The 26,394-nt window shown below is 61.3% G+C and carries 24 protein-coding genes; 7 read left to right on the top strand and 17 right to left on the bottom strand.

The features are described from left to right. The first annotated feature begins 499 nt into the window (after positions 1–499). Entirely contained in the window at positions 500–3,787 is a 3,288-nt protein-coding gene (gene rne, locus AB4N48_RS05210) for a ribonuclease E (RefSeq protein WP_460094909.1), read from the top strand. A 130-nt stretch (positions 3,788–3,917) separates the two neighbouring features. Here the strand turns inward: rne and AB4N48_RS05205 are convergent, their stop codons facing one another. The 12 genes from AB4N48_RS05205 to AB4N48_RS05150 form a co-directional block, all read right to left on the bottom strand. Beyond that, on the bottom strand, positions 3,918–4,514 hold the full coding sequence (locus tag AB4N48_RS05205; RefSeq protein WP_460094908.1) for a nucleotidyltransferase family protein: 597 nt from the start codon (positions 4,512–4,514) through the stop codon (positions 3,918–3,920). Then, a complete protein-coding gene (locus tag AB4N48_RS05200) occupies positions 4,511–5,491 on the bottom strand; it encodes an XdhC family protein (RefSeq protein WP_095181618.1) in 981 nt (326 codons plus the stop codon). Before AB4N48_RS05200 ends, AB4N48_RS05205 begins: the two co-directional genes overlap by 4 nt. Beyond that, positions 5,492–7,813, bottom strand: coding sequence for a xanthine dehydrogenase family protein molybdopterin-binding subunit (locus tag AB4N48_RS05195; RefSeq protein ID WP_310217713.1), 2,322 nt, complete (start codon positions 7,811–7,813; stop codon positions 5,492–5,494). Next, positions 7,810–8,280 carry a (2Fe-2S)-binding protein gene (locus AB4N48_RS05190; protein ID WP_041479453.1) on the bottom strand — a complete coding sequence of 157 codons (471 nt, stop codon included), beginning with the start codon at positions 8,278–8,280 and terminating at the stop codon, positions 7,810–7,812. Before AB4N48_RS05190 ends, AB4N48_RS05195 begins: the two co-directional genes overlap by 4 nt. A gap of 250 nt (positions 8,281–8,530) precedes the next feature. After that, entirely contained in the window at positions 8,531–9,550 is a 1,020-nt protein-coding gene (murB, locus tag AB4N48_RS05185) for a UDP-N-acetylmuramate dehydrogenase (RefSeq protein WP_460094907.1), read from the bottom strand. Then, entirely contained in the window at positions 9,547–10,011 is a 465-nt protein-coding gene (locus AB4N48_RS05180; RefSeq protein ID WP_076563814.1) for a low molecular weight protein-tyrosine-phosphatase, read from the bottom strand. Before AB4N48_RS05180 ends, murB begins: the two co-directional genes overlap by 4 nt. Beyond that, positions 10,011–10,775: a 3-deoxy-manno-octulosonate cytidylyltransferase gene (gene kdsB / locus AB4N48_RS05175; protein WP_073472249.1), complete on the bottom strand. Its 765-nt coding sequence runs from the start codon at positions 10,773–10,775 to the stop codon at positions 10,011–10,013. Before kdsB ends, AB4N48_RS05180 begins: the two co-directional genes overlap by 1 nt. After that, entirely contained in the window at positions 10,772–10,957 is a 186-nt protein-coding gene (locus AB4N48_RS05170; RefSeq protein ID WP_003179363.1) for a Trm112 family protein, read from the bottom strand. The genes kdsB and AB4N48_RS05170 overlap by 4 nt, the downstream gene beginning before the upstream one ends. Before the next feature lie 23 nt (positions 10,958–10,980). Beyond that, positions 10,981–11,991 carry a tetraacyldisaccharide 4'-kinase gene (gene lpxK, locus AB4N48_RS05165; protein WP_252868095.1) on the bottom strand — a complete coding sequence of 337 codons (1,011 nt, stop codon included), beginning with the start codon at positions 11,989–11,991 and terminating at the stop codon, positions 10,981–10,983. Then, a complete protein-coding gene (locus AB4N48_RS05160; protein WP_041479458.1) occupies positions 11,991–12,419 on the bottom strand; it encodes an ExbD/TolR family protein in 429 nt (142 codons plus the stop codon). The genes lpxK and AB4N48_RS05160 overlap by 1 nt, the downstream gene beginning before the upstream one ends. Continuing rightward, positions 12,416–13,051: a MotA/TolQ/ExbB proton channel family protein gene (locus AB4N48_RS05155; RefSeq protein WP_016771007.1), complete on the bottom strand. Its 636-nt coding sequence runs from the start codon at positions 13,049–13,051 to the stop codon at positions 12,416–12,418. The genes AB4N48_RS05160 and AB4N48_RS05155 overlap by 4 nt, the downstream gene beginning before the upstream one ends. A 101-nt stretch (positions 13,052–13,152) precedes the next feature. Further along, the gene (locus AB4N48_RS05150) at positions 13,153–15,387 is read right to left on the bottom strand and encodes a DNA internalization-related competence protein ComEC/Rec2 (protein WP_460094906.1); all 2,235 of its coding nucleotides are present in this window, start codon (positions 15,385–15,387) and stop codon (positions 13,153–13,155) included. A gap of 136 nt (positions 15,388–15,523) precedes the next feature. Between AB4N48_RS05150 and AB4N48_RS05145 the strand changes: the two genes are divergently transcribed. Beyond that, positions 15,524–16,042: a DUF2062 domain-containing protein gene (locus AB4N48_RS05145; RefSeq protein ID WP_039760200.1), complete on the top strand. Its 519-nt coding sequence runs from the start codon at positions 15,524–15,526 to the stop codon at positions 16,040–16,042. Between the two features lie 139 nt (positions 16,043–16,181). On the opposite strand, the gene AB4N48_RS05140 is transcribed toward AB4N48_RS05145, so the two are convergent. The 4 genes from AB4N48_RS05140 to AB4N48_RS05125 form a co-directional block, all read right to left on the bottom strand. Next, a complete protein-coding gene (locus tag AB4N48_RS05140) occupies positions 16,182–16,961 on the bottom strand; it encodes an ABC transporter permease (RefSeq protein ID WP_056788203.1) in 780 nt (259 codons plus the stop codon). Beyond that, the gene (locus tag AB4N48_RS05135) at positions 16,958–17,890 is read right to left on the bottom strand and encodes an ABC transporter ATP-binding protein (RefSeq protein WP_041479460.1); all 933 of its coding nucleotides are present in this window, start codon (positions 17,888–17,890) and stop codon (positions 16,958–16,960) included. Before AB4N48_RS05135 ends, AB4N48_RS05140 begins: the two co-directional genes overlap by 4 nt. A 133-nt stretch (positions 17,891–18,023) precedes the next feature. Beyond that, positions 18,024–18,647 (bottom strand): glutathione S-transferase family protein, encoded by a 624-nt coding sequence (locus AB4N48_RS05130; protein ID WP_056788196.1) that lies wholly within the window; start codon positions 18,645–18,647, stop codon positions 18,024–18,026. A 43-nt stretch (positions 18,648–18,690) separates the two neighbouring features. Beyond that, positions 18,691–19,350 carry a transglutaminase-like domain-containing protein gene (locus AB4N48_RS05125; protein ID WP_122507604.1) on the bottom strand — a complete coding sequence of 220 codons (660 nt, stop codon included), beginning with the start codon at positions 19,348–19,350 and terminating at the stop codon, positions 18,691–18,693. Between the two features lie 247 nt (positions 19,351–19,597). Here AB4N48_RS05125 and AB4N48_RS05120 point away from each other — a divergent pair, with 247 nt between their 5' ends. Both AB4N48_RS05120 and AB4N48_RS05115 read left to right on the top strand, forming a co-directional pair. Further along, a complete protein-coding gene (locus AB4N48_RS05120; RefSeq protein ID WP_150637617.1) occupies positions 19,598–22,045 on the top strand; it encodes an acyl-CoA dehydrogenase in 2,448 nt (815 codons plus the stop codon). 73 nt (positions 22,046–22,118) lie between these two features. After that, positions 22,119–22,526 (top strand): PA2817 family protein, encoded by a 408-nt coding sequence (locus tag AB4N48_RS05115; protein ID WP_007967565.1) that lies wholly within the window; start codon positions 22,119–22,121, stop codon positions 22,524–22,526. A gap of 638 nt (positions 22,527–23,164) precedes the next feature. Here AB4N48_RS05115 and AB4N48_RS05110 read toward each other — a convergent pair. Beyond that, positions 23,165–24,163 (bottom strand): LysR family transcriptional regulator, encoded by a 999-nt coding sequence (locus AB4N48_RS05110; protein ID WP_024013940.1) that lies wholly within the window; start codon positions 24,161–24,163, stop codon positions 23,165–23,167. Positions 24,164–24,252: 89 nt separating this feature from the next. Here AB4N48_RS05110 and AB4N48_RS05105 point away from each other — a divergent pair, with 89 nt between their 5' ends. From AB4N48_RS05105 to AB4N48_RS05095, 3 genes are all read left to right on the top strand, one after another. Then, positions 24,253–24,879, top strand: coding sequence for an alanyl-tRNA editing protein (locus AB4N48_RS05105; RefSeq protein ID WP_252886651.1), 627 nt, complete (start codon positions 24,253–24,255; stop codon positions 24,877–24,879). An 89-nt stretch (positions 24,880–24,968) separates the two neighbouring features. Then, a complete protein-coding gene (locus tag AB4N48_RS05100) occupies positions 24,969–25,739 on the top strand; it encodes a 2OG-Fe(II) oxygenase (RefSeq protein ID WP_460094905.1) in 771 nt (256 codons plus the stop codon). Between the two features lies 1 nt (position 25,740). Continuing rightward, the gene (locus AB4N48_RS05095) at positions 25,741–26,379 is read left to right on the top strand and encodes a LysE family translocator (protein WP_016773667.1); all 639 of its coding nucleotides are present in this window, start codon (positions 25,741–25,743) and stop codon (positions 26,377–26,379) included. Positions 26,380–26,394 lie beyond the last annotated feature (15 nt).

The raw sequence follows: 26,394 nt of genomic DNA, 5'->3' as shown, positions 1-26,394 counted from the left end.
GACATGAGGCCTGAATTACACCGCCGGGCAGAGTTCTGACTCGCCAGGCAGGCGACATTCGAGGCCAGTTCACAAAGTGCAGTCGACTGCGAATGACCCCGAGCGATTGCTTCGGAAACATCGCCTGAATTAGCCATGATGCGTGACCTCCCCTTTCGGAGCTCACGGTAAATGCCAACCCGCTGCGGATTCTGCGCGCGGCAGCACCCGAATTATCAGGGATACGTGTAGGGTGGAGATGCACAACCGCCGGACTGTGTAGCAACAAGCTTTGATCAAGACGCTTCATCTCGTCCACAGCCGCTGGTTGATTCCTCCTCCTGACTGAGTGCTTAAGTAGCCACAGCAAGCAGGACGCGTACGTCGCGGTATCGGCCCAATTGGCCGCACATCGCTGGACACGGGAATGGCCAACCACTCCCGACGCACCTGACACCGACCGTGAGAAGTCGTGTGTGCCGAACGCCGTTTCCGGCAGCCCGGAAACCGACGGTACTACATGAAAAGAATGCTGATTAACGCAACTCAACCCGAAGAGTTGCGTGTTGCACTGGTAGATGGCCAACGCCTCTACGACCTGGACATCGAATCCGGTGCACGCGAGCAGAAGAAGGCCAACATCTATAAAGGCCGTATCACTCGCATCGAACCAAGCCTTGAGGCTGCCTTTGTCGATTTCGGCTCCGAGCGCCACGGCTTCCTGCCCCTCAAAGAAATCTCCCGCGAATACTTCAAGAAAGCCCCCGAAGGCCGCGTCAACATCAAGGACGTCCTGAGCGAAGGCCAGGAAGTCATCGTTCAGGTCGAGAAAGAAGAACGTGGGAACAAGGGCGCCGCCCTGACCACCTTCATCAGCCTGGCCGGTCGTTACCTCGTACTGATGCCGAACAACCCGCGTGCCGGCGGCATCTCCCGTCGCATCGAAGGCGAAGAACGCAACGAACTGCGTGAAGCGCTGAACGGTCTGGTTGCTCCGGCCGACATGGGTCTGATCGTGCGCACTGCCGGCCTGGGCCGCAGCAGCGAAGAAATGCAGTGGGACCTCGACTACCTGCTGCAACTGTGGACCGCCATCAAAGAAGCCTCGCTGGATCGCTCCGCGCCATTCCTGATCTACCAGGAAAGCAACGTGATCATCCGCGCTATCCGCGATTACCTGCGCCAGGACATCGGCGAAGTGCTGATCGACAGCGTTGAAGCCCAGGACGAAGCCCTGACCTTCATCCGCCAGGTGATGCCGCAGTACGCCAGCAAGATCAAGCTGTACGAAGACAGCGTGCCGCTGTTCAACCGTTTCCAGATCGAAAGCCAGATCGAGACCGCATTCCAGCGCGTCGTCGAACTGCCTTCCGGCGGCTCCATTGTGATCGATCCGACCGAAGCCCTGGTGTCCATCGACATCAACTCGGCGCGCGCCACCAAAGGCAGCGACATCGAAGAAACCGCCCTGCAGACCAACCTTGAAGCCGCCGAAGAAATCGCCCGTCAGTTGCGCCTGCGCGACATCGGCGGCCTGATCGTCATCGACTTCATCGATATGACCCCGGCCAAGAACCAGCGCGCCGTGGAAGAGAAAGTCCGCGAATGCCTGGAAGCTGACCGCGCCCGCGTGCAGATCGGTCGCATCTCGCGTTTCGGCCTGCTGGAAATGTCCCGTCAGCGCCTGCGTCCATCGCTGGGCGAAAGCAGCGGCATCGTCTGCCCGCGTTGCAACGGCACCGGCATCATCCGTGACGTTGAATCGCTGTCGCTGGCCATCCTGCGCCTGATCGAAGAAGAAGCCCTGAAAGACCGCACCGCCGAAGTTCGCGCGCAAGTGCCGATCCCGGTCGCTGCGTTCCTGCTCAACGAAAAACGCAACTCGATCACCAAGATCGAACTGCGCACCCGTGCCCGTATCGTCATTCTGCCGAACGATCACCTCGAGACGCCGCACTTCGAAGTTCAGCGCCTGCGTGACGACAGCCCGGAAGCCGCGACCAACCAGTCCAGCTACGAAATCGCTGCCGCCGCTGCCGAAGTCGAAGAAGTCCAGCCAGCCGCTGCGACCCGCACTCTGGTTCGCCAGGAAGCTGCAGTGAAAACTGCGCCGGCCCGTGCCAACGCACCGGTGCCAACTGAAGTTGCACCTGCCGCACCTGCTCCGGCACCGGTTGCCGCACCTGAGCCAAGCCTGTTCAAGGGCCTGGTGAAGTCGCTGGTCAGCCTGTTCGCCACCAAGGAAGAGCCAGCCGCACCGGTCGCTGTTGCGAAACCGGCTGCCACCGAGCGTCCTGCCCGCAACGAAGAGCGCCGCAACGGTCGTCAGCAGAGCCGCAACCGCAACGGTCGCCGCGATGAAGAACGCAAGCCGCGCGAAGAACGTGCTCCACGTGAAGAGCGCGCACCACGCGAGCCGCGCGAAGAGCGCCAGCCACGTGAAGCCCGCGAGCCGCGTGAAACCCGCAGCGAAGCGCCGGTAGCCCGCGAAGAGCGCGCACCACGTGCCCCGCGTGAAGAACGTGCACCGCGTGCACCGCGTGAAGATCGCAAGCCGCGTGGCGAGCGTGAAGAACGCGTACGTGAACTGCGCGAGCCACTGGACGCCGTGCCAGCCGCAGCCGCTGCTGTTGCTGCCGTGACCGCTGAAGAGCGTCCGGCCCGTCAGCCACGCGAAGAACGCGCCCCGCGTCCGCCGCGTGAAGAGCGTCAACCGCGTGCCGAGCAGGCCGCTGCTGCCGTTGCTGAAGAAGAAGTGAACAGCAACAACGAAGAGCAACTGCCGGAAGACGGTCAGGACAACGCCGAAGGCGATCGTCCACGTCGTCGCTCCCGTGGCCAGCGTCGTCGCAGCAACCGTCGCGAGCGTCAACGTGATGCCAACGGCAATGTGATCGAAGGTTCGGAAGAATCCGAGTCCGCTGAAAACGCTGGCGAGCCAAGCACTGCCGATCTGGCCGCTGGCCTGGCCGTCACCGCCGCCGTAGCCAGCAGCACCATCAGCGCTCCGGCAGAAGCCGAAGCTCACGAGCAGGCTGAACGCGCCACTGCCGCCACACTGGAAACTGCTCCAGTCGAAGCGCCGGTTGTCGAAGCCACCACTCCAGTGGAAGTGACTGCTGCACCGGAAATCGAAGTCGCTCCGGTCCGCGAAGCTCAGCCTCAGGTTGAAGCGGCTGCCGAACCGGAAGCTGTCGTCGAAGCACCAGCGGCCATCACTGAGCCAGCTGTAGAAACCGTCAGCGAAAACGTGACCAGAACCGTGCGTGAAGTTCGCGAAGAGCAGACTGCGTTCAACTGGGTTGCCGAGCCAGCCGTCACCGAAGCTCCAGCGCCAGTCGCTGAAGCCGAAGTACCGCAGGCCATGGTTTCCGAGCCAGTAGTTGTAGCGGCCGAACCGGCTCCAGAGCCAGTGGTTGAAGCACCAGCTGTCGAAGCACCAGTTGCAAAAGCTCAGGCTGAAGAAGCACCAGCCGCAGTCGAAGCGCCAGCCCCGGCGGTTGAAGCTCCGGCTCCGGTCAGCGCCCTGACGCCAAACGGCCGTGCGCCAAACGACCCGCGTGAAGTGCGTCGTCGCAAGCGTGAAGCCGAGCGCCTGCAGAAGGAAGCCGAACTGGCTGCCGCTGCAGCGCCAGTGGCTGCCGAACCAGCCGCTGCGGCTGAAGTGATCGAGGCAGCCCCTGCCCCGGTCGCGGAAGAAGCATCGGTTGAAGCGGTGATCGCTGAAGCACCACGCTCCGTTCAGGACGCGGTTGAACAGCGCGAAGAAGCCCAGGAAAAAGAGCACGAGCCTAAACCACTCGTGTAATTCCTGAAGCCAATAAAAAGCCCCGCCCGGTGAAAGCCTGGCGGGGCTTTTTATTGCCTGAGATACCAGCATCATCCACAACCTTTGTGGGAGCGAGCAGGCTCGCTCCCACAAGGAATTTCAACACGGCTCAGGGCCGAGGAAATACCAAAGATTCAGGCACATCGATATCCCACAACACCCCCCGATCATCCACCGCCACTTCCACCACCCTACCCTGCGCAAACAACGGCCTTGCGCCACGATCGCCGGTCAGCGCCTGCAATTGCGCGCCAAACGAACGACCAAACCCCACCGGATGGCCAAACTCGCCACCCCGCACCGGCACACTCACAGCGTCATCAGCCATCGCCGCGACCACTCTCTCGATACTCGAAGGCAAGATAAACGGCATATCGCCGAGAACAATCAGCCAGCCATTCGCGTCAGGACAAGCAGCAACACCTGCGGCGATGCTGTCGCCCATGCCGGTCGACTCGATTGACACCACGTCGCAGCCATATGCCTGGGCCATGCGCATCGCCTGGGGTCGCGCTTCGGTGGTGACAAGTACGCGCTTGTCGAGACTGGCCGGCAGGTTCACCAGCACCTGCTCGATGACCGAACGCACCGCGCCGTCACGCCCGGTGCAGTCAGCGAGCAATTTATCTTTGTCGGGGCCGGCGATCTGGCGAAAGCGTTTGCCCTCGCCTGCTGCCAGCACGATCACTGCGATGGAATGGCTCATGCACCCTCCAGCGGTTTTTTCTGCTTCAACTCCACACCGTTCTTGATCGCGACAATTTCCGCCAGTAACGACAAGGCAATCTCTGCCGGCGAATGACTGCCGATGTGCAGGCCGATCGGCCCGTGCAAGCGATCAATCGATGCTTGCGACAAGCCTAGCTGAGCCAGATTTTCCCGGCGCTTCTGGCTGTTGACCCGCGAACCGAGCGCGCCGACGTAAAACGCCGGCGAGTCGAGCGCGGTGAGCAAAGCCATGTCATCCAGGCGTGGATCGTGAGTCAAGGCGACAATCGCCGTGCGCTCGTCGGTCTGGATGTTCAGCACAGCTTCATCCGGCATGCCGGGGACGAAACGGCCATGCTGCTCTTCCCAGCCGTAAACGAACTCGGTGCGCGGATCGCAGATCAGCACTTCGAAATCCAGCAGCCGCGCCATGTCGGCGACGTAGCGCGACAACTGCCCGGCACCGATCAGCAACAAGCGCCAGCGCGGACCGTAAATCGCCCGCAGAACCTTGCCGTCGAACACCAGCGAATCGGACTTGCTCGCCGGAGCCAGCCGCACCTCGCCGGTTTCGATGTTCAGTTCACGGGCAACGATTTCATGGTTTTCGCAACGCTGCAGGAGCTCGGCCACCCACGCCGGGTCGCCGACGCGCTCTTCGGTCAGGCGCAGGGTGCCGCCGCAAGGCAGGCCGAAACGCGCGGCCTCCTCGCGGGTCACGCCATAAGTGATCATCTGCACCGGCGGGCCGTCGGTGGCGATGCGGCCATCGTGCAGCCGCGCGATCAAGTCATCCTCGACACAGCCGCCTGACACCGAGCCGATCACCACGCCGTCCTCGCGCAAGGCGAGCATGGCGCCGGGCGAGCGCGGCGCGGTGCCCCAGGTCTGCACCACGCTGAACAGCACCACCCGCTGCCCGGCGCGGCGCCACTCGAGGACGCTGCGCAGGACGTTGAGATCGACGCTGTCCATTTACGCCTCCGCCTTCTGCCAGCCTTGCAACTGATACCGCACCGGCAGATTGCGGATGCGCTTGCCGGTGGCGGCGAAGATCGCATTGCACAGCGCCGGAGCAATCGGCGGCACACCCGGCTCACCAACACCACCCAGCGGCACGTCACCCGGCGGCGTGACCAGATGCACCGCGACTTCCTTGGGCGCCAGCGACATGCGCGCGACCTCGTACATATGGAAGTTGTCCTGCTGGACTTTGCCGTCCTTGAAGCTGATCTCACCGAGCACAGCGTTGCCCAGGCCCATGACGCACGCACCTTCGAACTGCGAACGGATGCGCTCAGGGTTGATCTGCGGCCCGCAGTCCACGGCGATGTCGGCCTTGTGCACGATCAGTGAACCGTCATCCTTGACCTCGACTTCAATCACCGCCGCGACATAGGTGACGAAGCTGTAATGCACCGCCAGACCGAGGCCGCGGCCCTTGGGCAGTTTGCGCCCCCAACCGGCGGCCTTGGCGGCAGTTTCCAGCACGGTGCGCATGCGCCCGGTGTCGATCGGATAACGCTCGGGCGATTCGCCGTAGTTCCACTCTTCGCTCAAGGTGCGTGGATCGATCTGCCGGTCCGGGCCGAGCAATTTGATCTGGTACTTGAGCGGATCCTCCCCGGCCTTGTGCGCCAGTTCATCGACGAAACTCTGAATCGCGAAGCCGTGGGGAATGTTCGACACCGAGCGATACCAGCCGACCCGCGTGTGTACCTTGGCTTCGGGGTTTTCCAGGCGCACGTTGGGAATCGCGTAGGCCATGTTGGTAAAGCCCATGCCCAGCTCGAACGCCGCCTCATGGTTCATGTCCGGCGCAAACAACGCGGTGATGCTCGGCGCCACGGTACGATGCAGCCAGCCGGACGGCATGCCGTTCTTGTCGATGCCCGCCTTCAGATATTCCGCCGACACGGTGTGGAAATACGAGTTGTGGATGTCGTCTTCGCGCGTCCACTGCACCCGTACAGCCTTGCCCGGAAATTCCTTGGCGAGAATCGCCGCTTCGACGACGAAGTCCGGTTTCGACTTGCGACCGAAACCACCGCCCAGCAATGTCACGTTGACGGTGACCTTTTCGAACGGCACGCCAAGACGCTCGGCGATGCGCTCACGGGTGACCTGCGGTGCCTGACTCGGCGCCCAAGCCTCGCAGACGCCGTCCTTGTAACGGGCGATAGCAACCATCGGTTCCATCGGCGCCTGCGCCAGGTGCGGCAGGTAATACGACGCTTCGAGAGTGCTGGCAGCGCCGCTCAAGGCCTTGTCGATATCACCGGTGTTGCGCACCACTTTGCCGGCCTTCAGCGACGCGGCTTCAAGCTCTTTGCGATAGGCAATCGAGTCATAACTGGCATTCGGGCCGTCATCCCACTCGATCTTCAGCGCCTCGCGGCCCTTGATCGCCGCCCAGGTATTGCTGGCCACAACCGCGACGCCGCCTAGTGGCTGGAACTCCGACGGCAATGGCCGTCCTTCGATCTGCATGACTTTTAGCACGCCAGGGACTTTCAGTGCGGCGCTGTCATCGAGGCTTTTGACCTTGCCTCCATAAACCGCCGGGCGAGCGATGGTGGCGTAGAGCATGCCATCGAAATGCACATCGGCGCCGTACACTGCGCGGCCATTGACGATATCGGCACCGTCGATGGCCTTGGTGCCTTCCTTGCCGATGTAGCGAAATTCCGACGGCTGCTTGAGACGCAGGCTGTCACGCGCCGGTACTGCCAGCGCACTGGCCGCAGCGGCGAGTTCGCCGTAACCCAATTCACGGCCGGACGGTTTGTGAATGACTTTGTGCAGCTGCGCATGGCATTCGCCAACCGGCACTTTCCACTGCGCAGCAGCGGCCTGTTCAAGCATGGTCCGCGCGGCGGCGCCGCAACGACGCATCGGCTCGTACCAGTGACGCATGCTGCGCGAACCATCGGTGTCCTGGTTGCCGAAGCGCACTTCGTCGCCCGGCGCCTGCTGCACTTTGACCTGCGCCCAATCGGCCTCAAGCTCATCGGCAACCACCATACTCAGGCTGGTGCGCACGCCCTGGCCCATTTCCGAACGGTTGCACACCACGGTGACGCTGCCATCGGCAGCAATGCTCACGTAAACCTTGGGATCGTCGATCCAGCCATTGGGCATGCCATCGGCGCCAAACTTCTTCGGCGCGTCATCGGCCAGCGCATCCTGCCAGCCCCAGCTCGCGGCGAGGACCAGCGCGCTGGTAGCGCCGACGCCTTTGAGAAAGCCACGGCGGCTGAGGTTGCTCAGGGCGAAATCATTCGGGACGCGGCTCATGCCTTCACCTCCTTCAGTTGAGTGGAGGCCTGGCGGATCGCGGTTTTGATCCGGTTGTAGGTGCCGCAGCGGCAGATGTTGCCCACCATGGCTTCTTCGATCTGCTCGTCGCTCGGGTTCGGATTGGTTTTCAGCAGAGCGGTGGCCGACATGATCTGCCCGCCCTGGCAATAACCACATTGAGCCACGGCGCTGTCGAGCCAGGCCTGCTGCACGACCTTGCCTACCGGGTCGGCGTGGAGATTGTCGATGGTGGTGACGTTCTGGCCGATCACCGAGCCGATCGGCGTGATGCAACTGCGTGCCGGCAAGCCGTCGATATGGATGGTGCAAGCGCCGCACAGGCCCATGCCGCAACCGAATTTGGTGCCGTTGTATCCGGCGACGTCACGAATCGCCCACAACAGCGGCATGTCTTCGGTGACATCGAGGGAGTGGTCTTGACCGTTGAGTTTCAGGGTAATCATGGGCACGCCCGCATATTTTTTAGTGGTTATGGGGTCGAGCAATCTGCCGCCGGAAAATCAGCGGTGGGCTCGCGCAGATCGACTCAGGCTAATCAGGCTCTCTTGCGCCGACGGGAACGTCTGCACCGGGCCTTTGGGTGGAGCAAATGGTAGATATCGTTAGGTCGCTAAGTTAACCCAGCATTAACAAAAAAGCCCTGCACTTTTTTCATCAGTGCAGGGCTTTGGATGGCGTCAGGCAAGCGTAGCCTCAATACCGATTGGGCTCCATTTCCAGTTCGACATGGAAGCGCTCGGCGATGTCTTTCTGGATACGTTGCGCCAGGTCGAGCAGTTGCAGGCCGGTGGCCGTGCCGTAGTTGACCAGCACCAGCGCCTGCAACTTGTGCACGCCGGCGTCGCCATCGCGAAAACCCTTCCAGCCGGCGCGTTCGATCAGCCAGCCAGCGGCCAGTTTCATCTGCCCATCGGCTTGCGGGTAAGCCACCAGATCCGGGTGCTGCGCTTGGATCTGCGTGACCACAGCGGCAGGCACCAGCGGATTCTTGAAGAAGCTGCCGGCATTGCCGAGCACCGCCGGGTCCGGCAGTTTTTCACTGCGGATGCTGCAGATGGCGCGGCTGACATCGCTGGGCGTCGGCTGCTCGATGCCCTGCTCGCTCAGGCGCTGACGGACCGGGCCGTATTCCAGATGCAGGTGCGCTGTGCGATCAAGCTTGAAGCGCACCCGCAGGATCAGCCAACGTCCCGGCTGCTGCTTGAAAACACTGTCGCGGTAGCCGAAATTGCACTGCTCCAGGCTGAAATCCCGCAGCTCGCCACTCTCGCGGTCCAGCGCAGTCAGGCCGGCAAACACGTCTTTGATCTCGACGCCATAGGCACCGATATTCTGCATCGGCGCGGCGCCGACGGTGCCAGGGATCAGGCTGAGGTTTTCCAGCCCGGCAAAACCCTGGGCCAGCGTGTGCTGCACGAACGGATGCCACGGTTCGCCCGCTTCCGCCTCGACCACCACGCGACTGCCATCATCGCTGAGCAGGCGGATGCCGCGCGTGGCCATGCGCAATACCAACGCCGGAATATCCGCCGTCAGCAGCAAGTTGCTCCCGCCGCCGATCACCAGTAACGGCACGTCATGGGACTCGGCATAGGCCAGCGCTTCGCGGACATCGTCATCACTGTGGGCTTCGGCAAACAGCTGCGCGCGCACATCGACGCCGAACGTATTGAAGGCCTGCAACGATACTTGCGGTTGCACCTGCAAACTCATAAACGGCCCTTCACTTCGATCAGCAACTGGTCGCAGGCCGCTTCGATCAGATCCAGCACCTGCTCGAAACCCTGATCACCGTCGTAATACGGATCCGGCACTTCATCGACCAGCCCGGCATAACGACGCAGGAACAGATCCAGCTCGGCCCTGCCGGTGGATGGCTGCAAAGCCTTGAGGTTGCGCAGATTGCTGTTGTCCATGGCGAGAATCAGGTCGTAGCTGGCGAAATCGGCCCGGCTGACCTGCTGCGCGCGTTGCGTCGACAGGTCATAACCGCGCAGTTTCGCCGCCGCCTGGCTGCGCTTGTCCGGCGGGTTGCCGACGTGCCAGTCACCGGTGCCGGCGGAGGCCACTTCGACCACATCCGCCAGCCCGGCTTCACGCAACTTGTGGCGCAACACGCCTTCGGCGGTGGGCGAACGGCAGATGTTGCCCAAACACACAAACAGAACGCGCATCAGGCCCCCAGCAGGCGACGAACCCGCTCAAGGTCTTCGACGGTGTCGACACCGGTCGGCGGCGCGATCAGCGCGTCGGCGACATGAATGCGTACGCCGTGCCACAAGGCACGCAGTTGCTCAAGGGATTCGGTATTTTCCAGCCAGCACGGCCCCCAGCTCACGAAGTCGTGGAGGAACCCGGCGCGATAGGCATAAATACCGATGTGGCGACGATAGGGCACGCCTTCCGGCAGCTGCTCGCGGCTCTTGGCAAATGCATCGCGTGCCCATGGCAAGGTTGCACGACTGAACGTCAGGGCCAGACCGTTGATATCGCTGGAAACCTTCACAACGTTCGGGTTGAACAGGGTTTCCACGTCTTCGATCGGCTCGGCCAGCGTGGCCATGCGCGCTTCGGTATGGGCAGCAAGGTTGGCGGCGACCTGGTCGATCACGCTTGGCGGAATCAACGGCTCATCGCCCTGGACGTTGACCACGATCGCATCAGGCGCAAGACCGAGTTTCGCTGCGACCTCGGCCAGACGATCGGTGCCGGAATTGTGATCTTCACGGGTCAGCACCACTTCGGCGCCAAAGCTTTTGCACGCCTCGACGATGCGCGCGTCATCGGTGGCAACCACGACGCGGGTCGCGCTGCTTTTGCTCGCCTGTTCCCAGACATGCTGGATCATCGGCTTGCCGGCAATATCCAGCAACGGCTTGCCCGGCAGACGGGTCGAGGCGAACCGCGATGGGATGACAACGGTGAAGGCTGTGGTCATTTATCCAGGCGCTCGTCGGTGGTCAGGGTGCGCGCTTCGCTTTCCAGCATCACCGGGATGCCGTCGCGGATCGGGTACGCCAGACCAGCGCCCTTGCTGATCAGCTCGGTCTTGTCGGCACTGAGCTTGAGCGGACCTTTGCACACGGGGCAAGCGAGGATGTCGAGCAGTTTGGTGTCCATGAACATTCCCAGAAATAAAAGAGTTAAGGCAGCAGACGATCCGGCAACAGGCGCATCAGCTGAGTGTCGAACCAGGCCACGAAGGCTGGCGACGGCACGGCATCGACCGCCAGATACCACCAGTCGGCAGCAGCAAAGGCACGGCACTTCACCGCGTCCTTTTCGGTCATCACCAACGGCAATGACGGGGTGAAATTCAACGCCTGCACGCTGTACTCGGCGTGGTCGGCGAACGCATGGGCGATCGGCCGCCAGTCTAGCGCTTCGAGGGTATTGAAGAAACGTTGCGGATTGCCGATCCCGGCCACCGCATGCAGCGCTTGCCCGGGCGGGAAATGCTCGAGCGACTGACGCTTGCCGCTGCGCAGATTGACCAGCGCGGTAGGTTGCAGGCGGAAGGCGAAACCATCGTTGCGATCATCAAGGGCACCGTTGAACAGTACGCCATCGACACTTTGCAGGCGCTCGACCGGCTCACGCAACGGCCCGGCCGGCAGACAGCGCTGATTGCCCAGTCCGCGCGCGGCATCGATCAGCACCAGTTCCAGATCCCGCGCGAGGCGATAATGCTGCATGCCGTCGTCAGACAGAATCAGGTCCAGCGGCTCACTGGCAATCAAAGCTTTGACGGCGGCGCTGCGATCAGGATCGATCATCAGCGGCACGCCGGTGCGCTGGACGATCAGCAGCGGCTCGTCACCGGCAACCTCGGCGCTGTGCTCGGCCTCGACCCGCCACGGCAGGTGCGGCGGTTTGGCGCCATAACCGCGACTGACCACGCCAACGCGCAGTCCACGGCGTCGGCAATGCTCAATCAGCCAGAGAATCATCGGCGTCTTGCCGGTGCCACCGACGGTGATATTGCCGACCACGATCAGCGGCACGGGCGATTGGTAGATCTCACCTTCACCGTCGAGAAAGCGCTGACGCTTGTTGATCACCACGCGGCGATACAGCATTTCCAGTGGCCGCAGCAGCGTCAGGGCCGGATGCCCCTGATACCACGCGGCGAGCAGGCGATCGGACAGGCTCATCAGGATTTCGGCGCCGCCTCGACCGTGGTCATGCGCAGATGGCTGAAACCGAGCTTGCCGGCCGCGTCCATGGCGGTGATCACCGATTGATGCTGGGCCTTGCCATCGGCACTGATCGACAGCGGCATGTTGGTGTCGCCGTTGGATTCTTTCTGCATGGCTTCCATCAGCGTCGGCAGATCATTCTTCGGCAGAATCTTGTTGTTCACCGAGAACACGCCTTCGGCACTGATCGCGACGTCCAGCTGTTTGACCTGCTGATCTTCGGCGGGCGAACCGCTGACCGCTTCCGGCAGATCCACGCGCAGCTGGGTTTCCCGAGTGAAAGTGGTAGTGACCACGAAAAACAGCAGCAGGATAAACACCACGTCGATCAACGACGCGAGGTTGATGTCCACGGTTTCCCGGGGCTTGCGACGGAATTTCACGCTTTGCCCTCGGCCAGATCGACATCACGGTCGCCCTGCACCACTTCCACCAGTTTGATCGCTTCCTGCTCCATGCCGACCACCAGCTCGTCGATACGACGTTGCAGGAAGCGGTGGAAGAACACCGCCGGAATACCGACCATCAGGCCCGCTGCGGTCGTGATCAGCGCTTTGGAAATACCGCCGGCCAGTACCGAGGCATTGGTGGTCATGCCAGAGCCGGTGAAGGCACTGAAAATGTCGATCATGCCCAGCACGGTGCCGAGCAGGCCGAGCAGCGGCGCCATGGCGGCGATGGTGCCGAGGGCGTTGATGTAGCGTTCGAGTTCATGAATGACCCGCGCGGCGGCCTCTTCGATGCACTCTTTCATGATCTCGCGACCATGCTTGGAGTTGGCCAGGCCTGCGGCGAGGATTTCCCCCAGCGGCGAGTTGGCGCGCAATTCCTTGAGTTTTTCCTTGTTGAGCTGCTTGTCCTTGATCCAGACCCAGACCTGACCCAGCAGATGCTCGGGGGTGACGCGACTGGCGCGCAGTGTCCACAGGCGCTCGGCGACGATCGCCATGGCCGCGATGGAACTCAGAATGATCGGCAACATCATCCAGCCGCCGGATTTGACCAATTCCCACACAGTGACAGTCCCCTCGAAAAAGTGCGCCACTTTACCATACCGATCCGCGATTAAGACCCGCCGCCCCGACGACCGTGAGGTGGCACCCATGCTGGCACCGATCAACGGCCCGGGACCGGCGGATCGCGCCAGAAACGCCGCTGTTGCCGCATCGTCCACGGCGGCTTGAAGCTGCCCAGTTGCAAATGAATGGCACCTTGTTCGGCGCTGTCGTAGATGGGCAGACCTTGCTTGCGGTAGCGCGCCAGCACGGTGGGATGCGGATGACCGAAGGAGTTGCCGTGGCCACGGGAGATCAGCACCGCTTCGGGCTGCAAGGTTTTGAGCAGGGCCATCGACGATGAACTGCGACTGCCGTGATGGGGCGATTGCAGCCACTGCGTCGGCACGGCCAAGGCGCTGTCGAGCAGGACGCGCTCGGCATGAGTGTCGATATCGCCAGTGAGCAGCAGGCGTTCGCCGTTGGCTTCGATCTGCAACACACAGGAACGCTGGTTGCTGTCATCTGCCGCCGACCATTGCCAGAGCTGGAACCGCACGCCGTCCCACTGCCATTGTTCGCCACTTGCGCAGGCTTCGGCGTTCAGCTCCGGCGGCAGGTTTGGCGGATCGCCGCTGACCACGCGGTGCACGTTCAATCCACGCATGACCGCCCGGGCGCCGCCAGCGTGATCGGCGTCAGCGTGGCTGAGCAGCATCAGGTCGAGCTGTTGCACGTTGAGTTTGCGTAACGCTGGCAACACCACTCGTTCGCCGATATCGAAATCGCCGAAGCGCGGGCCGGCGTCATAGAGCAGTGCATGATGTCGCGTGCGCACAAGAATCGCCAAGCCTTGGCCGACGTCGATTTGCCAGACATCGGCTCGCCTTTCTTCTATTCGCTCTTGAGGCGGCCATATCAAAAGCAACATCAGCGGCCAGCCCAATGGACGCATCGGCACGCCACGGGGAAACAGCAATAAAATCGCGCCAAGGCTGCCCAGGATCAACGCCCAGAGTGGAATGGCGGCTGGTATCCACGCCGGCCATTGCCCGGCAATCAGCGCCAGCCCGATAAACAGCCAGTCGATCAAACCACCGGCCAGCCACAACAGTCCTTCGCCAACATAAGGCACGGGCAGCAATAGCGTGCCGAGCAATGCCGGCGGCAGCACCACGAGGCTGACCCACGGAACGGCCAGCAGATTGGCTACAGGCCCGCTGACGCTGATGGGCAAGCTCAGCGCCAGCAACACCGGACACAAGCCGATCGCGATCAGCCACTGCGCGCGGGTCCAGGTCTGCCACCACCGCCAGGCCCCAAGCCGCCCGCCGAAGGTGAAAATCAGTACTGCAACGGCCGCGAAGGACAGCCAGAAACCTGGACGCAAACTGGCCAGCGGATCGAACAACAGCACGCCATTGAACGCCAGCAATAACGGCCACCACGCGCCGAGATGGCGAAAACGCAGGCGCCACAACAATACCAGCGCCACCATCACGCAGACGCGCTGCACCGGCACATCGAACCCGGCGAGCAAGCCGTAACCCAGCGCCGCCGCGAATGCCAGGCCACACGCCCACGGCAACCAGGGCCAGCGCAACGGCCAGATTCCGAAACGCGCCAGCCCGGCAACCAGCAGATACATCACTGCGGCGAGCAAACCGATGTGCTGGCCGGAGATCACCAGCAGATGCACGGTGCCGGTGTCTTGCAGTACCTGCCAATCCTCGCGACTGAGCCCAGAGCCATCACCGAGCACCAGCGCTGCCAGCGCGCCCTCGCGTCCTTGCGCATCCACCGCCAGCAGGCGTTGGCGAACGCCGTCGCGCCATGCATGCCGGGCCTCAGCCAGGCGCTGGCCATCCTTGATCGTGCCGGTTGCGCCGATCCGTTGCGCGAGCAGCCAGGCCTCGTAGTCGAAGGCGTGCGGGTTGAGCAGGCCACCCGGGCGCTTCAACTTCACCGCCAGGCGCCAGCGTTCGCCGCTGTTGACCGGCGGCCCGGCGTACCAGGCCAGGCGCAGCAGCGATGGCAGTTTTTCGTGGCGTGAGCGCGCATCAGCCAGCTCGAAACGCACCACGCCATCGCTGTGCTGCGGTAAGCCGACCACGCGCCCTTCAAGCCAACGGGTTTCGCCGTCCAGGCTCGGTGGCAAGCGGTCATTTAGCGCCCACTGCGCGCCAACGCAGGCCCAGGTAAAGCCAAACAGCAAAAATGCCAGTGGAAAGCTGCGAAACGGCAGCAACATCAGCGCCACCATTGGCAGCACCAGCAACCAACCGACCGGCGGCAAGGCCGGCAAAAAAACCGGGGCCAGCAGACCGACTGCCAGCGCCATCATCCCTGTGCGCATATGCCCGTCCTTGAGAGTCCCCCCACTAGGCATAGCCGGTCTGCGGCACCACCGTCGTCAACAATTGTCACAAAGTCTGAATGGGCGGTTCGTAGAATCCAGACATACTTGCCGCCTTAACCGACCGAGAAGCCCTATGCCCCGGCGCTTATTCAAACGTTACATGCCCGACCCGACGAGCATCAGGGAACACAAATCCTTACGCTTTCTCGGCACGTTGCTGCATGACCCTAACCTCTGGCATCTCAACCGCCACTCGGTCGCCCGGGCGATGGCGGTCGGCCTGTTTGCGGCATTCCTGCCGATCCCGGCACAGATGCTGGTGGCGGCGGCATTGGCGGTGATGGTGCGCGGCAATATGCCAATCGCGGTGAGCCTGGTCTGGCTGACCAATCCGATCACCATGCCGGCGGTGTTTTTCTGCACCTACCAGGCCGGGGCGTTCCTGATGGATGTGCCGGCGCGGCATCTGCCGGACGAGTTGACCTGGGAATGGATCAGCGGTGAGCTGTCGACATTGTGGCAGCCGTTTTTATTGGGCTCGGTGGTTGTCGGCCTGGTGCTGGGCGTTCTCGCGTACTTTCTGGTGATGCTGTACTGGCGCTGGTGGGTGGCGCGGCAATGGCGGCGGCGCAAGCAAAGTCGGCAGAAATGAATGCAAAACGGCCTCCGCGATGGGAGGCCGTTTTTTGTTGTGTCTGGGCTGGCCCATTCGCGAGCAGGCTCGCTCCCACAGAGAACATCATTCCAATGTGGGAGCGAGCCTGCTCGCGAAGAAGGTGACACGGTCGGGATCAGGTGCGCATCCCGCGTCCACTTACGAGCAACCGCGCACAGCCGAGATACAGCACCACGGTCGCCACCAGCATGAAGGTAATGGCGATGCCGATGCGGATATCCGAGACGCCAAGGATGCCGTAGCGGAAGGCGTTGACCATGTGCAGCACCGGGTTGGCCAGCGACACGGTCTGCCAGAACGGTGGCAGCAAAGTGATCGAGTAGAACACGCCGCCAAGGTAAGTCAGCGGGGTCAGCACAAAGGTCGGGATGATCGAAATATCATCGAAGTTGCGCGCAAACACCGCGTTGATAAAGCCCAGCAGCGAAAAGATCGTCGCGGTCAGTACCACCACCAGGATGGTCACGCCGAGGTGATGCACCTGCAGATGGGTGAAGAACAGCGACAGGATCGTCACGATCAGACCCACCGCCAGACCGCGCAATACCCCACCAATGGTGAAGCCGATCAGGATCGTGTGCGGTGACACCGGCGAGACCATCAGCTCTTCGATCGAGCGCTGGAACTTGCTGCCGAAGAAACTTGAGACCACGTTGCCGTAGGAGTTGGTGATCACTGACATCATGATCAGACCCGGCACGATGTACTCCATGTAGGTGAAGCCACCCATGTCGCCGATCTGTCGGCCGATCAGGTTGCCGAAAATCACGAAGTACAGAACCATGGTGATCGCCGGCGGCAGCAACGTCTGCGGCCAGATCCGCATGAAGCGTTTGACCTCGCGGTAGACGATGGTTTGCAGGGCGACGAGGTTGGGACCGAACTCGGAACTCATACCGCCACCTTCGACAGATTTTTCTCCACCAGGGACACGAACAACTCCTCGAGGCGATTGGTTTTGTTACGCAGGCTCAGCACTTCGATGTTCTGCTGCGCCAACTGGGTGAACAACGCCGTGATGCCCATGGATTTATCGACCTGCACTTCCAGGGTGTGGCCGTCGAGCAATCGGGCCGGGTAGCCGAGCAATTGCGGCGCCGCGTGCAAGTCGTGTTTCAGGTCGAGCAAAAAGGTTTCCACGTGCAACTGGCCCAGCAACTGTTTCATGCTGGTGTTTTCGACAATGGTGCCGTGGTCAATGATGCCGATGTTGCGGCACAGCTGCTCGGCCTCTTCCAGATAATGCGTGGTCAGAATGATGGTGATGCCCTTCTGATTCAGCTCGGTGAGGAAGGTCCACATCGAACGGCGCAGCTCGATGTCGACGCCCGCAGTCGGTTCATCAAGAATAAGCAGACGCGGTTCGTGCACCAGTGCACGAGCGATCATCAAACGACGTTTCATGCCGCCGGACAGTGAACGCGACGGCACATCGCGCTTGTCCCACAGGCCGAGCTGGGTCAGGTACTGCTCGGCGCGTTCCTTGGCGACTTTCGCCGGAATGCCATAGTAGCCGGCCTGGGTTACGACGATGTCGAAGGTCTTTTCGAACTGGTTGAAGTTGAATTCCTGCGGCACCACGCCGATCGAGCGCTTGAGCGCCGCCGGGTTCTTGTCCAGGTCATTGCCGAAAATATTCACGGTGCCGCTGGTCTTGTTGACCAGGGTCGAGAGGATGCCGATGGTTGTGGATTTGCCGGCGCCGTTGGGGCCGAGCAAGGCGAAAAAGTCACCTTCGGCGACGTCCAGATCGATACCACTCAAGGCCTGGAACCCGTTGCCGTAGGTTTTGGTTAGCTGCCGGATGGACAGAGCGGAACTCATATCGGATTTACGCACCAAGAAGGAAGGAAAGAAGTAAATAAGGGCGGGCGGCGAGGGAAACAACCGCGGCGCAAGTTCGCAATGGTGCTTGCCGCCGCCGCACAAGTACAGTCAAGTGTGTCGATAGTAATTATCAAGTCAACGCGGTCATGACCGCTTTCTGATAGGCCACGCGCTGCTTCAAACGTTCATACCAGGCTTGCAGATGCGGTTGCGGGGCGCGCTCGATGGGCATTTCGAACCAGGCATAGATGAAACTGCCCAACGGGATGTCGCCCATGCCGATGTCATTGCCGGAGAGATAAGGCTGGCTGATCAAGGCGTGGTCGGCCATGTTCAGCAGTTCATCGCATTCCTTGATCGCGGCGTTGATCGCCTTCCAGTCCTGCTTCTCGGCAGGCGTGCGCAGCACACCCCAGAACACCGTGCGAAACGGCCCGGCGAAACTGGAAGTGGTCCAGTCCATCCATTTGTCCGCCGTGGCGCGGGCTCGCGCATCCGCCGGATACCAGGCGCTGTCCGGGGCGTGTTTGGCCAGCAGATAGCGAACGATGGCGTTGGATTCCCACAGCACGAAACCGTCATCCTCGATCACCGGCACCCGGCCATTGGGGTTCATCGCGCGGTACTCGGGCGTATCGACCACACCGAACGCGCCGCCGGCATCGATGGCCTCGTAAGCCAGGCCCAACTCTTCGGCAGCCCACAAGGGCTTTCTGACGTTCGATGAATTTTTCCGTCCCCAGATCTTCAGCATGACCGCCTCTTTGCAAGTGAGTGGACGGCCAGCATACGCCGGATCAGGTGCGACTCAAATCAGTCTGCATGTCGCCCAACAGCACCGGCAGTTGCTCACTGAACAGATGCGGATAGCACTTTTGCAGGTGCTCGAAGAAGAACGTTTCCGGCACATCGGTGAACTGGCCGTGATCGAGCAGATACTCCATCAACTGCGCGCCATCACGGTTGAACGGGTGGAAAACGCTGTCGTTGACCCCGTCGAATTCCAGCGCTGCGACGTTGAACAGCTCGCACAGTTGCTGGTTGAACGCCGGCGTCGCCTTGACCCAGCGGCCGTCGAGAAACAGCTCGGTGTAGCCATGCATGGCGAACACGTCGCTTTTCAGCAACTCGAGCAGACGCGGCGTCGACAAATGATTGCGCACATCGGCCAGACCGATGCGCGCCGGGATCCCGCAATGCCGGGCACAACCGGCGAGCAGCGTAGCTTTCGGCACGCAATAACTCTCCCCCGCCGCCAGTGCGTAACTGCCACACAAAGTTTGCGGATCACGACTGAAGGTGTAGGGGTTGTAGCGCACCGCCTCGCGCACGGCGTAATACAGACTGATCGCCTGCTCACGCGGATCGTTACTGGCGCCGCGATGCTGCTCGGCGAACTCCACCACCGCCGGGTGGTCACTATCGATGAAGCGGCCGGGGCTCAGATACTCGTGCATGACGGCAATCTCCTGGGTAAGCCACGAGTCTAGCGACAGCCTGAGCACAGAGATAACGACGTTTCGGCCAAACCTGAAAGCAAAGCTGCGCAGCAACGAACGATTTCCCACACGTGTTGCCCACCGAACCTACGAAAACCATCCGGGGTTTCCCACGATTTCAATCACCATGCTCTGACCACCCTTATTTGCAGATGCCGTCTAAGCTGTGGAGGGTCGATTTGCCTTGGTTCACGGAGGACTGAATATGCTGTTGTTGTGGATACTGGTTTTGATCGTCGGCGTGGCGTATCTCGCCCATCGACGCATCGCCCCGCTGCCCGCGTTGGGCATCGTTGCGGCCTATCTGGTCGCCATGGGGATTTTCAGTCACGCGCCGGGCTGGCTGCTGTTTGTCTTCTGGGTCCTGTTGGCGGTGGTCGCCGCGCCATTGTTGCTGCCTGACCTGCGCCGCAAGCACTTCACCGCGCCGCTGTTCAACTGGTTCCAGAAAACCCTGCCGCCCATGTCACAGACCGAACGCGACGCGATCGATGCTGGCACCGTATGGTGGGACGGCGAGCTGTTCAGCGGCCGTCCGGACTGGGACAAACTGCTGTCCTATCCAAAAGTGCAACTGAGCGAAGAAGAACAAGCCTTCATCGACGGCCCGACCGAAGAACTCTGCGCAATGGTCAGCGACTGGCAGATCGGCCAGTCCATGGACCTGCCGCCCGAGGCCTGGACGCACATCAAGGAACATGGCTTTTTCGCCCTGATCATTCCCAAGGAATACGGCGGCAAAGGCTTCTCGGCCTACGCTCACTCACAAGTGGCAATGAAACTGGCGACACGCAGCGGCGACCTCGCCTCCACCGTGATGGTGCCCAACTCCCTCGGCCCTGCCGAACTATTGCTGCATTACGGCACCGACGAACAACGTAATCACTACCTGCCGCGCCTGGCCCGTGGCGACGATATTCCGTGCTTCGCATTGACCGGTCCGCTGGCCGGTTCCGATGCCGGCGCGATGCCCGACACCGGGATCATCTGCAAAGGCCAGTGGGAAGGACAGGAAGTTATCGGCCTGCGCCTGAACTGGGAAAAGCGCTACATCACCCTCGGCCCGGTAGCAACCCTGCTTGGCCTGGCATTCAAGGCTTATGACCCGGATCACCTGCTCGGTGAAGAAGAAGACCTCGGCATCAGCCTGGCGCTGATCCCGACCGATACCGCAGGTGTGGAAATCGGTCGTCGGCACCTGCCGCTGGGCGCCGCGTTCATGAACGGCCCGAACTCCGGCAAGGACGTGTTCATTCCTCTGGACTACCTCATCGGTGGTCAGGAAATGCTCGGCAAGGGCTGGATGATGCTGATGAACTGCCTGTCCGTCGGGCGTTCGATCTCGCTGCCAGCCGTCGGTACCGGTGCGGCCAAGTTCACCAGTCTGGTCACTGGCCAATACGCGCAGATTCGCGAGCAATTCAATGTACCGCTGTCCGCTTTCGAGGGCATCCAGGAAGCCATGGCGCGCATCGGCGGTAACGCGTGGATGATGGACGCCGCCCGCATGCTCACCGCCAACGCGGTGGACCTGGGTGAAAAACCATCGGTGCTGTCGGCGATCCTCAAATACCACCTCACCGAACGCGGCCGCGAATGCATCAGCCACGCCATGGATGTGCACGGCGGCAAAGCCATCATCATGGGACCGAACAACTACCTCGGCCGCAGCTGGAACGGCGCGCCGATCTTCATCACCGTCGAAGGCGCGAACATCCTGTCGCGCAACCTGATGATCTTCGGTCAGGGCGCGATCCGTTGCCATCCGTTCGTACTCAAGGAAATGGCCTTGGCCGGTCGCCAGGATAAAGACCAGGCACTCAAGGAATTCGATGGCCTGCTGCTCAAGCACATCGGTTTCGCCGTCAGCAATGCGGCCAGCACACTGGTGCTAAACCTCGGCCTTGGCCATTTCGAACATGCGCCGGGTGACAGGATCAGCCAAGGCTACTTCCGCGCGCTCAACCGCCAGGCCGCCGCATTTGCCATGCTCGCCGACTTCAGCATGATGCTCCTGGGCGGCGAACTGAAACGCCGCGAACGCCTGTCGGCGCGCCTCGGCGACGTGCTGAGCAACCTGTATCTGGCCTCTGCGGCGCTCAAGCGTTATCACGACCTGGATTCGCCGGCGTACATGGAGCCGCTGTTCCGCTGGGCCATGGAAGAAAGCCTCGGCCAGTCGGAGCGCGCACTGGATGAACTGCTGAGCAACTTTCCGAACAAAGTCTTCGGCTGCCTGCTGCGGGTCATCGTCTTCCCGTTCGGTCGCCGGCACAAAGGCCCATCGGACAAACTTGGTGCCGAAGTCGCTGCGGTCATCGGTCGCGCCAAAGGCGATCCGGCTCTCGAAGAACTGCTCGCCGGCTGCTACCGCCCGCAATCGGCGGACGATGCCGTGGGCGCGCTGCAACACGCCAGCGACCTGCTCAATGCCGCGCAACCGCTCCACAAGAAACTGCACACCGCACTGAAGAGCGGCCAGGTCAAACCGGCAGCCGGCGAACACGCCATCGATGCCGCGCTGGAAGCCGGCGTGCTGCAAGCCGTCGAAGCGCAAAGCCTGCGCGACGCCGAAGCGGCCCGCCGCAAGGTGATCGACGTCGACGATTTCGCCAAAGAAGAACTGACCCAGGCAGAGGGCAAAGTCCGCTGATCCCGGTTTATGTGAAAAAACGGCGCGAGGGCTTTATACTCCCGCGCCCGTTTTGCTCTTGAGGACTTATCTCGTGTCCAACGTCGTTGCCGATCATCTCGTGTTGCTCGACCACCTGCGCAGTATCCTGGTCGCCGTAGGTGAGGCCGAACAAGTGCCCGAAGAAAGCCATGCCCTGTTCCTCGAGCGCTTCGACGAACTGCTGGCCTCCCTGCCTATCGACCCTATCGAAAGCCAATACCTGGGCCAGGACATCCTCACCCAAGTCATCACCCGCTACCCGCAAATCGCCCACCTGATCCCACGCGACCTGCTGTGGTTCTTCGCCGGCGACTGCCTGCACTACCTCTCCGACGAAGAAATCGACCTCTACCAGGCCCTCGAAGAACGCCGCTACGAAGCCGAACAGAACGACGAACCGTTTGACTGGAACCAGGAAAAACAACTGCTGGCCATGTCGGCGCAGGACAGCAAGCACTGATTTTTCAAACGGTAATGAAAAGGCCCGCACTGGTGATTCCATGCGGGCCTTTTTTTCAAGATCAAAAGCCCCCTCACCCTAGCCCTCTCCCAGAGGGAGAGGGGACTGACCGAGGTGTTTGGGCGAGTTACGTCGATGTGAAAGTCCGAGTTGAACTCAGGATTTGAAAAGCACACAAATCAGCTCCCTCTCCTCGGGGAGAGGGCTGGGGTGAGGGAAAAATTCACCACAAAAACAGCCAGACACCACCCGCCCCTCACCACTCAAAACAATGAGCGCAAGCTCGAGTACCGCTTTTGATCTTGATTCACAGGCGACGTCGGAAGGCTGAGCGGAGGGATTGATCCGGGCGTGGGAGCGCAGCGACCGTACGACGCAGTCGTACACAGCGAGTGTAGGTGCAGCGAAGCAAACCGTAGCCGCTGCGCCCGGATCGATCCCGCAGCGAAGGAACCCGAGCCTGCGAGGGCCGAACGTAGGAGCTAGCGTTTTTTGCTTACTTTTTTAGGCGCTTGTAAAAAAGTAAGTCGCCGTAAGGGCGAAACCCTAAGCAGCCGTTACCGCAGAAACGGATATTCACCCAAACCACCAGAGCATGGTCGGCCCAAAGGCCGCCAAGCCCCCCCCCCAAAAAAACCTCAAAGCAACCCCTCACTCTCCGGCAGCTCATACGCCACAGCCGCATTGCTCCCACCGGCAGATTTCCCGGGCCTACCCAACGTCGGCTCCTTCTGCAAACACTCCACCAGATAATCAATGAACACCCGCAATTTCGGCGGCAGATACCGCGTCGGCGAATGCAGCAGCCACAACCCACCGTGATAAGAGGCAAGAAACGTCCAGTCCGGCAACACCTGCACAATCAACTTCTGCTCCAAGGCGTAACGCGCCGTGAAATACGGCAGACTGCCAATCCCGATGTGCTGCAACACCGCCCCCAACCGCACGCCCGTGTGATTGGCGGCATAACGCCCACGCACCCCGACCGTGACAGCTTTACTGCCCTTCTTGAACTTCCAGCGCGCATCGCTCGGCGTTTCGCCCAGATAAATACAACTGTGATTGAGCAAATCATGAGGATGCGTCGGCGTGCCATGTTCGGCCAGGTATTGCGGCGTGGCGCAAAGCAAATGATCGATGGTCAGCAACTGCCGCCCGACCAGACCGGCCGGTGGACGATCAGTGATGCGAATTGCCAGATCGACATGATCATCGATCAGATCGACCTGACGATCTTCCAGCAGCAACTCCACATCAACCTTGGGATAGCGGCGCAGAAACTCCGGCATGTGCGGATGAATCACAAAACGCCCCACCGCCTTCGGCACGCTGACCCGCACCAAGCCTTCAGCTTCGTGGGTGAACTGACCGCTTATTTCCATCACCGACCTGGCCGCGCTGACCATTTCCTGGCAACGCTTGAACACCTCCTCACCGCCATCGCTCAAGCGCAGTTTGCGCGTGGTGCGTTGCAGCAAGCGCGTGGCCAACGCCTTTTCCAAGCGGGAAATACTGCGACTGACCGCCGAGGGAGAGGAACCCATCTGCCGCGCCGCTTCAGAGAAGCTGCCGGTCTCGACAACCTTGACGAAAATCGCCATTTCACCCAGCAGCGGCAGCGGAAGATTGATGCTCACGACGCACAAGTCCTTTGATGTTCGAACGGATTATCACGTTATTGCACGATTCATATAATAAAAACAGAACTTCGATCAGGGCATGGAATATGACGCTTCGCCTGTTTTTTCACAGTGACGACCTCAAGGCGAATGTCGAAGTCCTCGACTGCACACCCCACGAGAACGAATTCGCCGTAGTGCTGCGCGCTACCCTGTTTCACCCGCAGGGCGGCGGTCAGCCTTGCGACACCGGCTGGATCGGTGAAAGCCGGGTGTCGCGCGTGGTGCAGGAACCTGAGCGCATTGTGCATTTCGTCGACCGCCCGCTGCCGCTGGGCATGACCGTCATCCGTATCGATGAAGAGCGCCGCCGCTTCAATACGCGCATGCACTCGGCCGGGCACCTGATCGGTCATTTCATTCAGGCCATGGGCTGGATGCCGATCAAGGCGCACCACTGGCCGGACGAAGGTCGGGTGCAATTCAAGCCGGGCGATAGCGCTGAAGAAGTCGATGCGCCGACCGTGCAAACCGGTATCGAGCAGTGGATCGAACATGATCTGCCGCGTCTGACCTCGCTGCGCGAAGGCGCGCGGGAAATCAGTTTCGGTGAGCTGCCAGCCTATGGCTGCGGTGGCACCCACGTACGCAGCCTGAAGGATCTAGGCACAGTCACGATCGCGTCCCTTTCACAGAAGAAGGGCACGCTGTCCGTCCACTACAGCGTGGATTGAGCATTTCGGACGTTGCCATCGCGCAGCGTCCGACGCCGGGGAACCGCATTCGCCGGTTCCGTTGACTATCGATAGATGGACCTAAAAAAATGATGCTAGACGTCGAGCGTCTCGATGAGACGTGCATAAAAAAACTGGCCAACGAAGAAGTCCTCGCCATCCGCGTCAAACGCTTTCTGCCCGAGCCGCTGGCGATCGAAATTGGCGACAAGATCCTCGCCCCGGGCTTTGAGGGCTACATCAACGCACCGAGCATCGGCCGCATCGGCATGGCCTTCTACGAGGCGGAAAACCAGCCGCTGCTGATCGAGGATTACTTCGAACGCGCAACCCGCAACATCGACGAACTGCGCCAGCGCTGCGCGCCCTACTCTTCGCCGATCGACACCCTGCGCTGCATGCTCGACGAGTCCTGGCCTGCCGGCGCGCATCTGGAAAATCTCTACGGGCGCAAGATGTATGTCGGTTTGTCGCGGGTGGTCAGACCCGGCGTGTGCTTTCTTGCTCATCACGACATCTTCGCCAAGGACGCCCCGGACAGTTTTCAGGCTCGCAGTCTCGAGGCGCAATTTGCCTGCAACGTCTACCTGAACATGCCCGCCGAGGGTGGCGCCTTGCAGATGTGGAATGACCACATCACCCCCGATCAATTCGACGAAATGCGTGGCGACAGTTATGGCATCGAGCCGTCGCTGCTGGGGCCGCCCGCCCTCGAGGTACGACCGCAGCCCGGCGATTTCATCATGTTCAATTCGCGGCGCATGCACTCGGTAACTCCGGGCGTCGCGGATCCGCGTTTGAGCCTGTCGTTCTTTGTCGGCTATCGCGGCAATGCCTCCCCTCTGACTTTCTGGAGCTGACATGCTTTCCAATTACCTGGGCGAGTTTCTCGCATTGGCCACCATCCACTTTCTCGCCGTGGTTGCGCCCGGTCCGGACTTCGCCGTGACCATCCGCCAAAGCGTGCGCTTCGGTCGCCTCGTCGGCATCTGCACCGCGCTGGGCATCGGCGCGGGGATTTCCGTGCATGTGCTGTATACCCTGCTCGGCGTCGGCGCCCTGATGCACACCACGCCGTGGCTGCTGACTGTGGCCAAAGTGGTCGGTGGGGCTTACATCCTCTATCTGGGCGTCAGCCTGATCCGCAGCAAACCGAAGAGCAGCGTCGAAGGTGAAAAAACCGCCGATGAGCCGCTGGTTGAACAGTCACTGTTCAAGGCATTCAGCACCGGTTTTCTGACCAACGCGACCAACCCCAAAGCCACGCTGTTCTTCCTGGCGATCTTCACCACGATCATCAGCGCCAGCACACCGCTGCAGATCCAGGCGTTCTACGGATTGTGGATGTGCTTCGTCAACGCGCTGTGGTTTGTGATCGTCGCGCTGTTTTTCTCCAGCAACAAAGTGCGCCTGCTGTTCATGCGCCTTGGACACTGGTTCGAGCGCAGCATGGGCGTCATCCTCATTCTATTTGCCGGCCGCCTGATGCTGTCGATGTAACCCACACAAAAAAGT

This window comes from Pseudomonas sp. S2_C11 (assembly GCF_054668395.1).
Note: the sequence above shows the minus strand (reverse complement) of the source record. Positions and strands in the feature narration are given on the sequence as shown.

What these genes read in the sequence shown, in the direction of transcription:
- rne (WP_460094909.1), top strand. Translation starts at nt 500, where the DNA reads ATGAAAAGAATGCTGATTAACGCAACTCAACCCGAAGAGTTGCGTGTT.
- AB4N48_RS05205 (WP_460094908.1), bottom strand. Translation starts at nt 4,514, where the DNA reads ATGAGCCATTCCATCGCAGTGATCGTGCTGGCAGCAGGCGAGGGCAAA.
- AB4N48_RS05200 (WP_095181618.1), bottom strand. Translation starts at nt 5,491, where the DNA reads ATGGACAGCGTCGATCTCAACGTCCTGCGCAGCGTCCTCGAGTGGCGC.
- AB4N48_RS05195 (WP_310217713.1), bottom strand. Translation starts at nt 7,813, where the DNA reads ATGAGCCGCGTCCCGAATGATTTCGCCCTGAGCAACCTCAGCCGCCGT.
- AB4N48_RS05190 (WP_041479453.1), bottom strand. Translation starts at nt 8,280, where the DNA reads ATGATTACCCTGAAACTCAACGGTCAAGACCACTCCCTCGATGTCACC.
- murB (WP_460094907.1), bottom strand. Translation starts at nt 9,550, where the DNA reads ATGAGTTTGCAGGTGCAACCGCAAGTATCGTTGCAGGCCTTCAATACG.
- AB4N48_RS05180 (WP_076563814.1), bottom strand. Translation starts at nt 10,011, where the DNA reads ATGCGCGTTCTGTTTGTGTGTTTGGGCAACATCTGCCGTTCGCCCACC.
- kdsB (WP_073472249.1), bottom strand. Translation starts at nt 10,775, where the DNA reads ATGACCACAGCCTTCACCGTTGTCATCCCATCGCGGTTCGCCTCGACC.
- AB4N48_RS05170 (WP_003179363.1), bottom strand. Translation starts at nt 10,957, where the DNA reads ATGGACACCAAACTGCTCGACATCCTCGCTTGCCCCGTGTGCAAAGGT.
- lpxK (WP_252868095.1), bottom strand. Translation starts at nt 11,991, where the DNA reads ATGAGCCTGTCCGATCGCCTGCTCGCCGCGTGGTATCAGGGGCATCCG.
- AB4N48_RS05150 (WP_460094906.1), bottom strand. Translation starts at nt 15,387, where the DNA reads ATGCGCACAGGGATGATGGCGCTGGCAGTCGGTCTGCTGGCCCCGGTT.
- AB4N48_RS05145 (WP_039760200.1), top strand. Translation starts at nt 15,524, where the DNA reads ATGCCCCGGCGCTTATTCAAACGTTACATGCCCGACCCGACGAGCATC.
- AB4N48_RS05140 (WP_056788203.1), bottom strand. Translation starts at nt 16,961, where the DNA reads ATGAGTTCCGAGTTCGGTCCCAACCTCGTCGCCCTGCAAACCATCGTC.
- AB4N48_RS05135 (WP_041479460.1), bottom strand. Translation starts at nt 17,890, where the DNA reads ATGAGTTCCGCTCTGTCCATCCGGCAGCTAACCAAAACCTACGGCAAC.
- AB4N48_RS05130 (WP_056788196.1), bottom strand. Translation starts at nt 18,647, where the DNA reads ATGCTGAAGATCTGGGGACGGAAAAATTCATCGAACGTCAGAAAGCCC.
- AB4N48_RS05125 (WP_122507604.1), bottom strand. Translation starts at nt 19,350, where the DNA reads ATGCACGAGTATCTGAGCCCCGGCCGCTTCATCGATAGTGACCACCCG.
- AB4N48_RS05120 (WP_150637617.1), top strand. Translation starts at nt 19,598, where the DNA reads ATGCTGTTGTTGTGGATACTGGTTTTGATCGTCGGCGTGGCGTATCTC.
- AB4N48_RS05105 (WP_252886651.1), top strand. Translation starts at nt 24,253, where the DNA reads ATGACGCTTCGCCTGTTTTTTCACAGTGACGACCTCAAGGCGAATGTC.
- AB4N48_RS05100 (WP_460094905.1), top strand. Translation starts at nt 24,969, where the DNA reads ATGATGCTAGACGTCGAGCGTCTCGATGAGACGTGCATAAAAAAACTG.
- AB4N48_RS05095 (WP_016773667.1), top strand. Translation starts at nt 25,741, where the DNA reads ATGCTTTCCAATTACCTGGGCGAGTTTCTCGCATTGGCCACCATCCAC.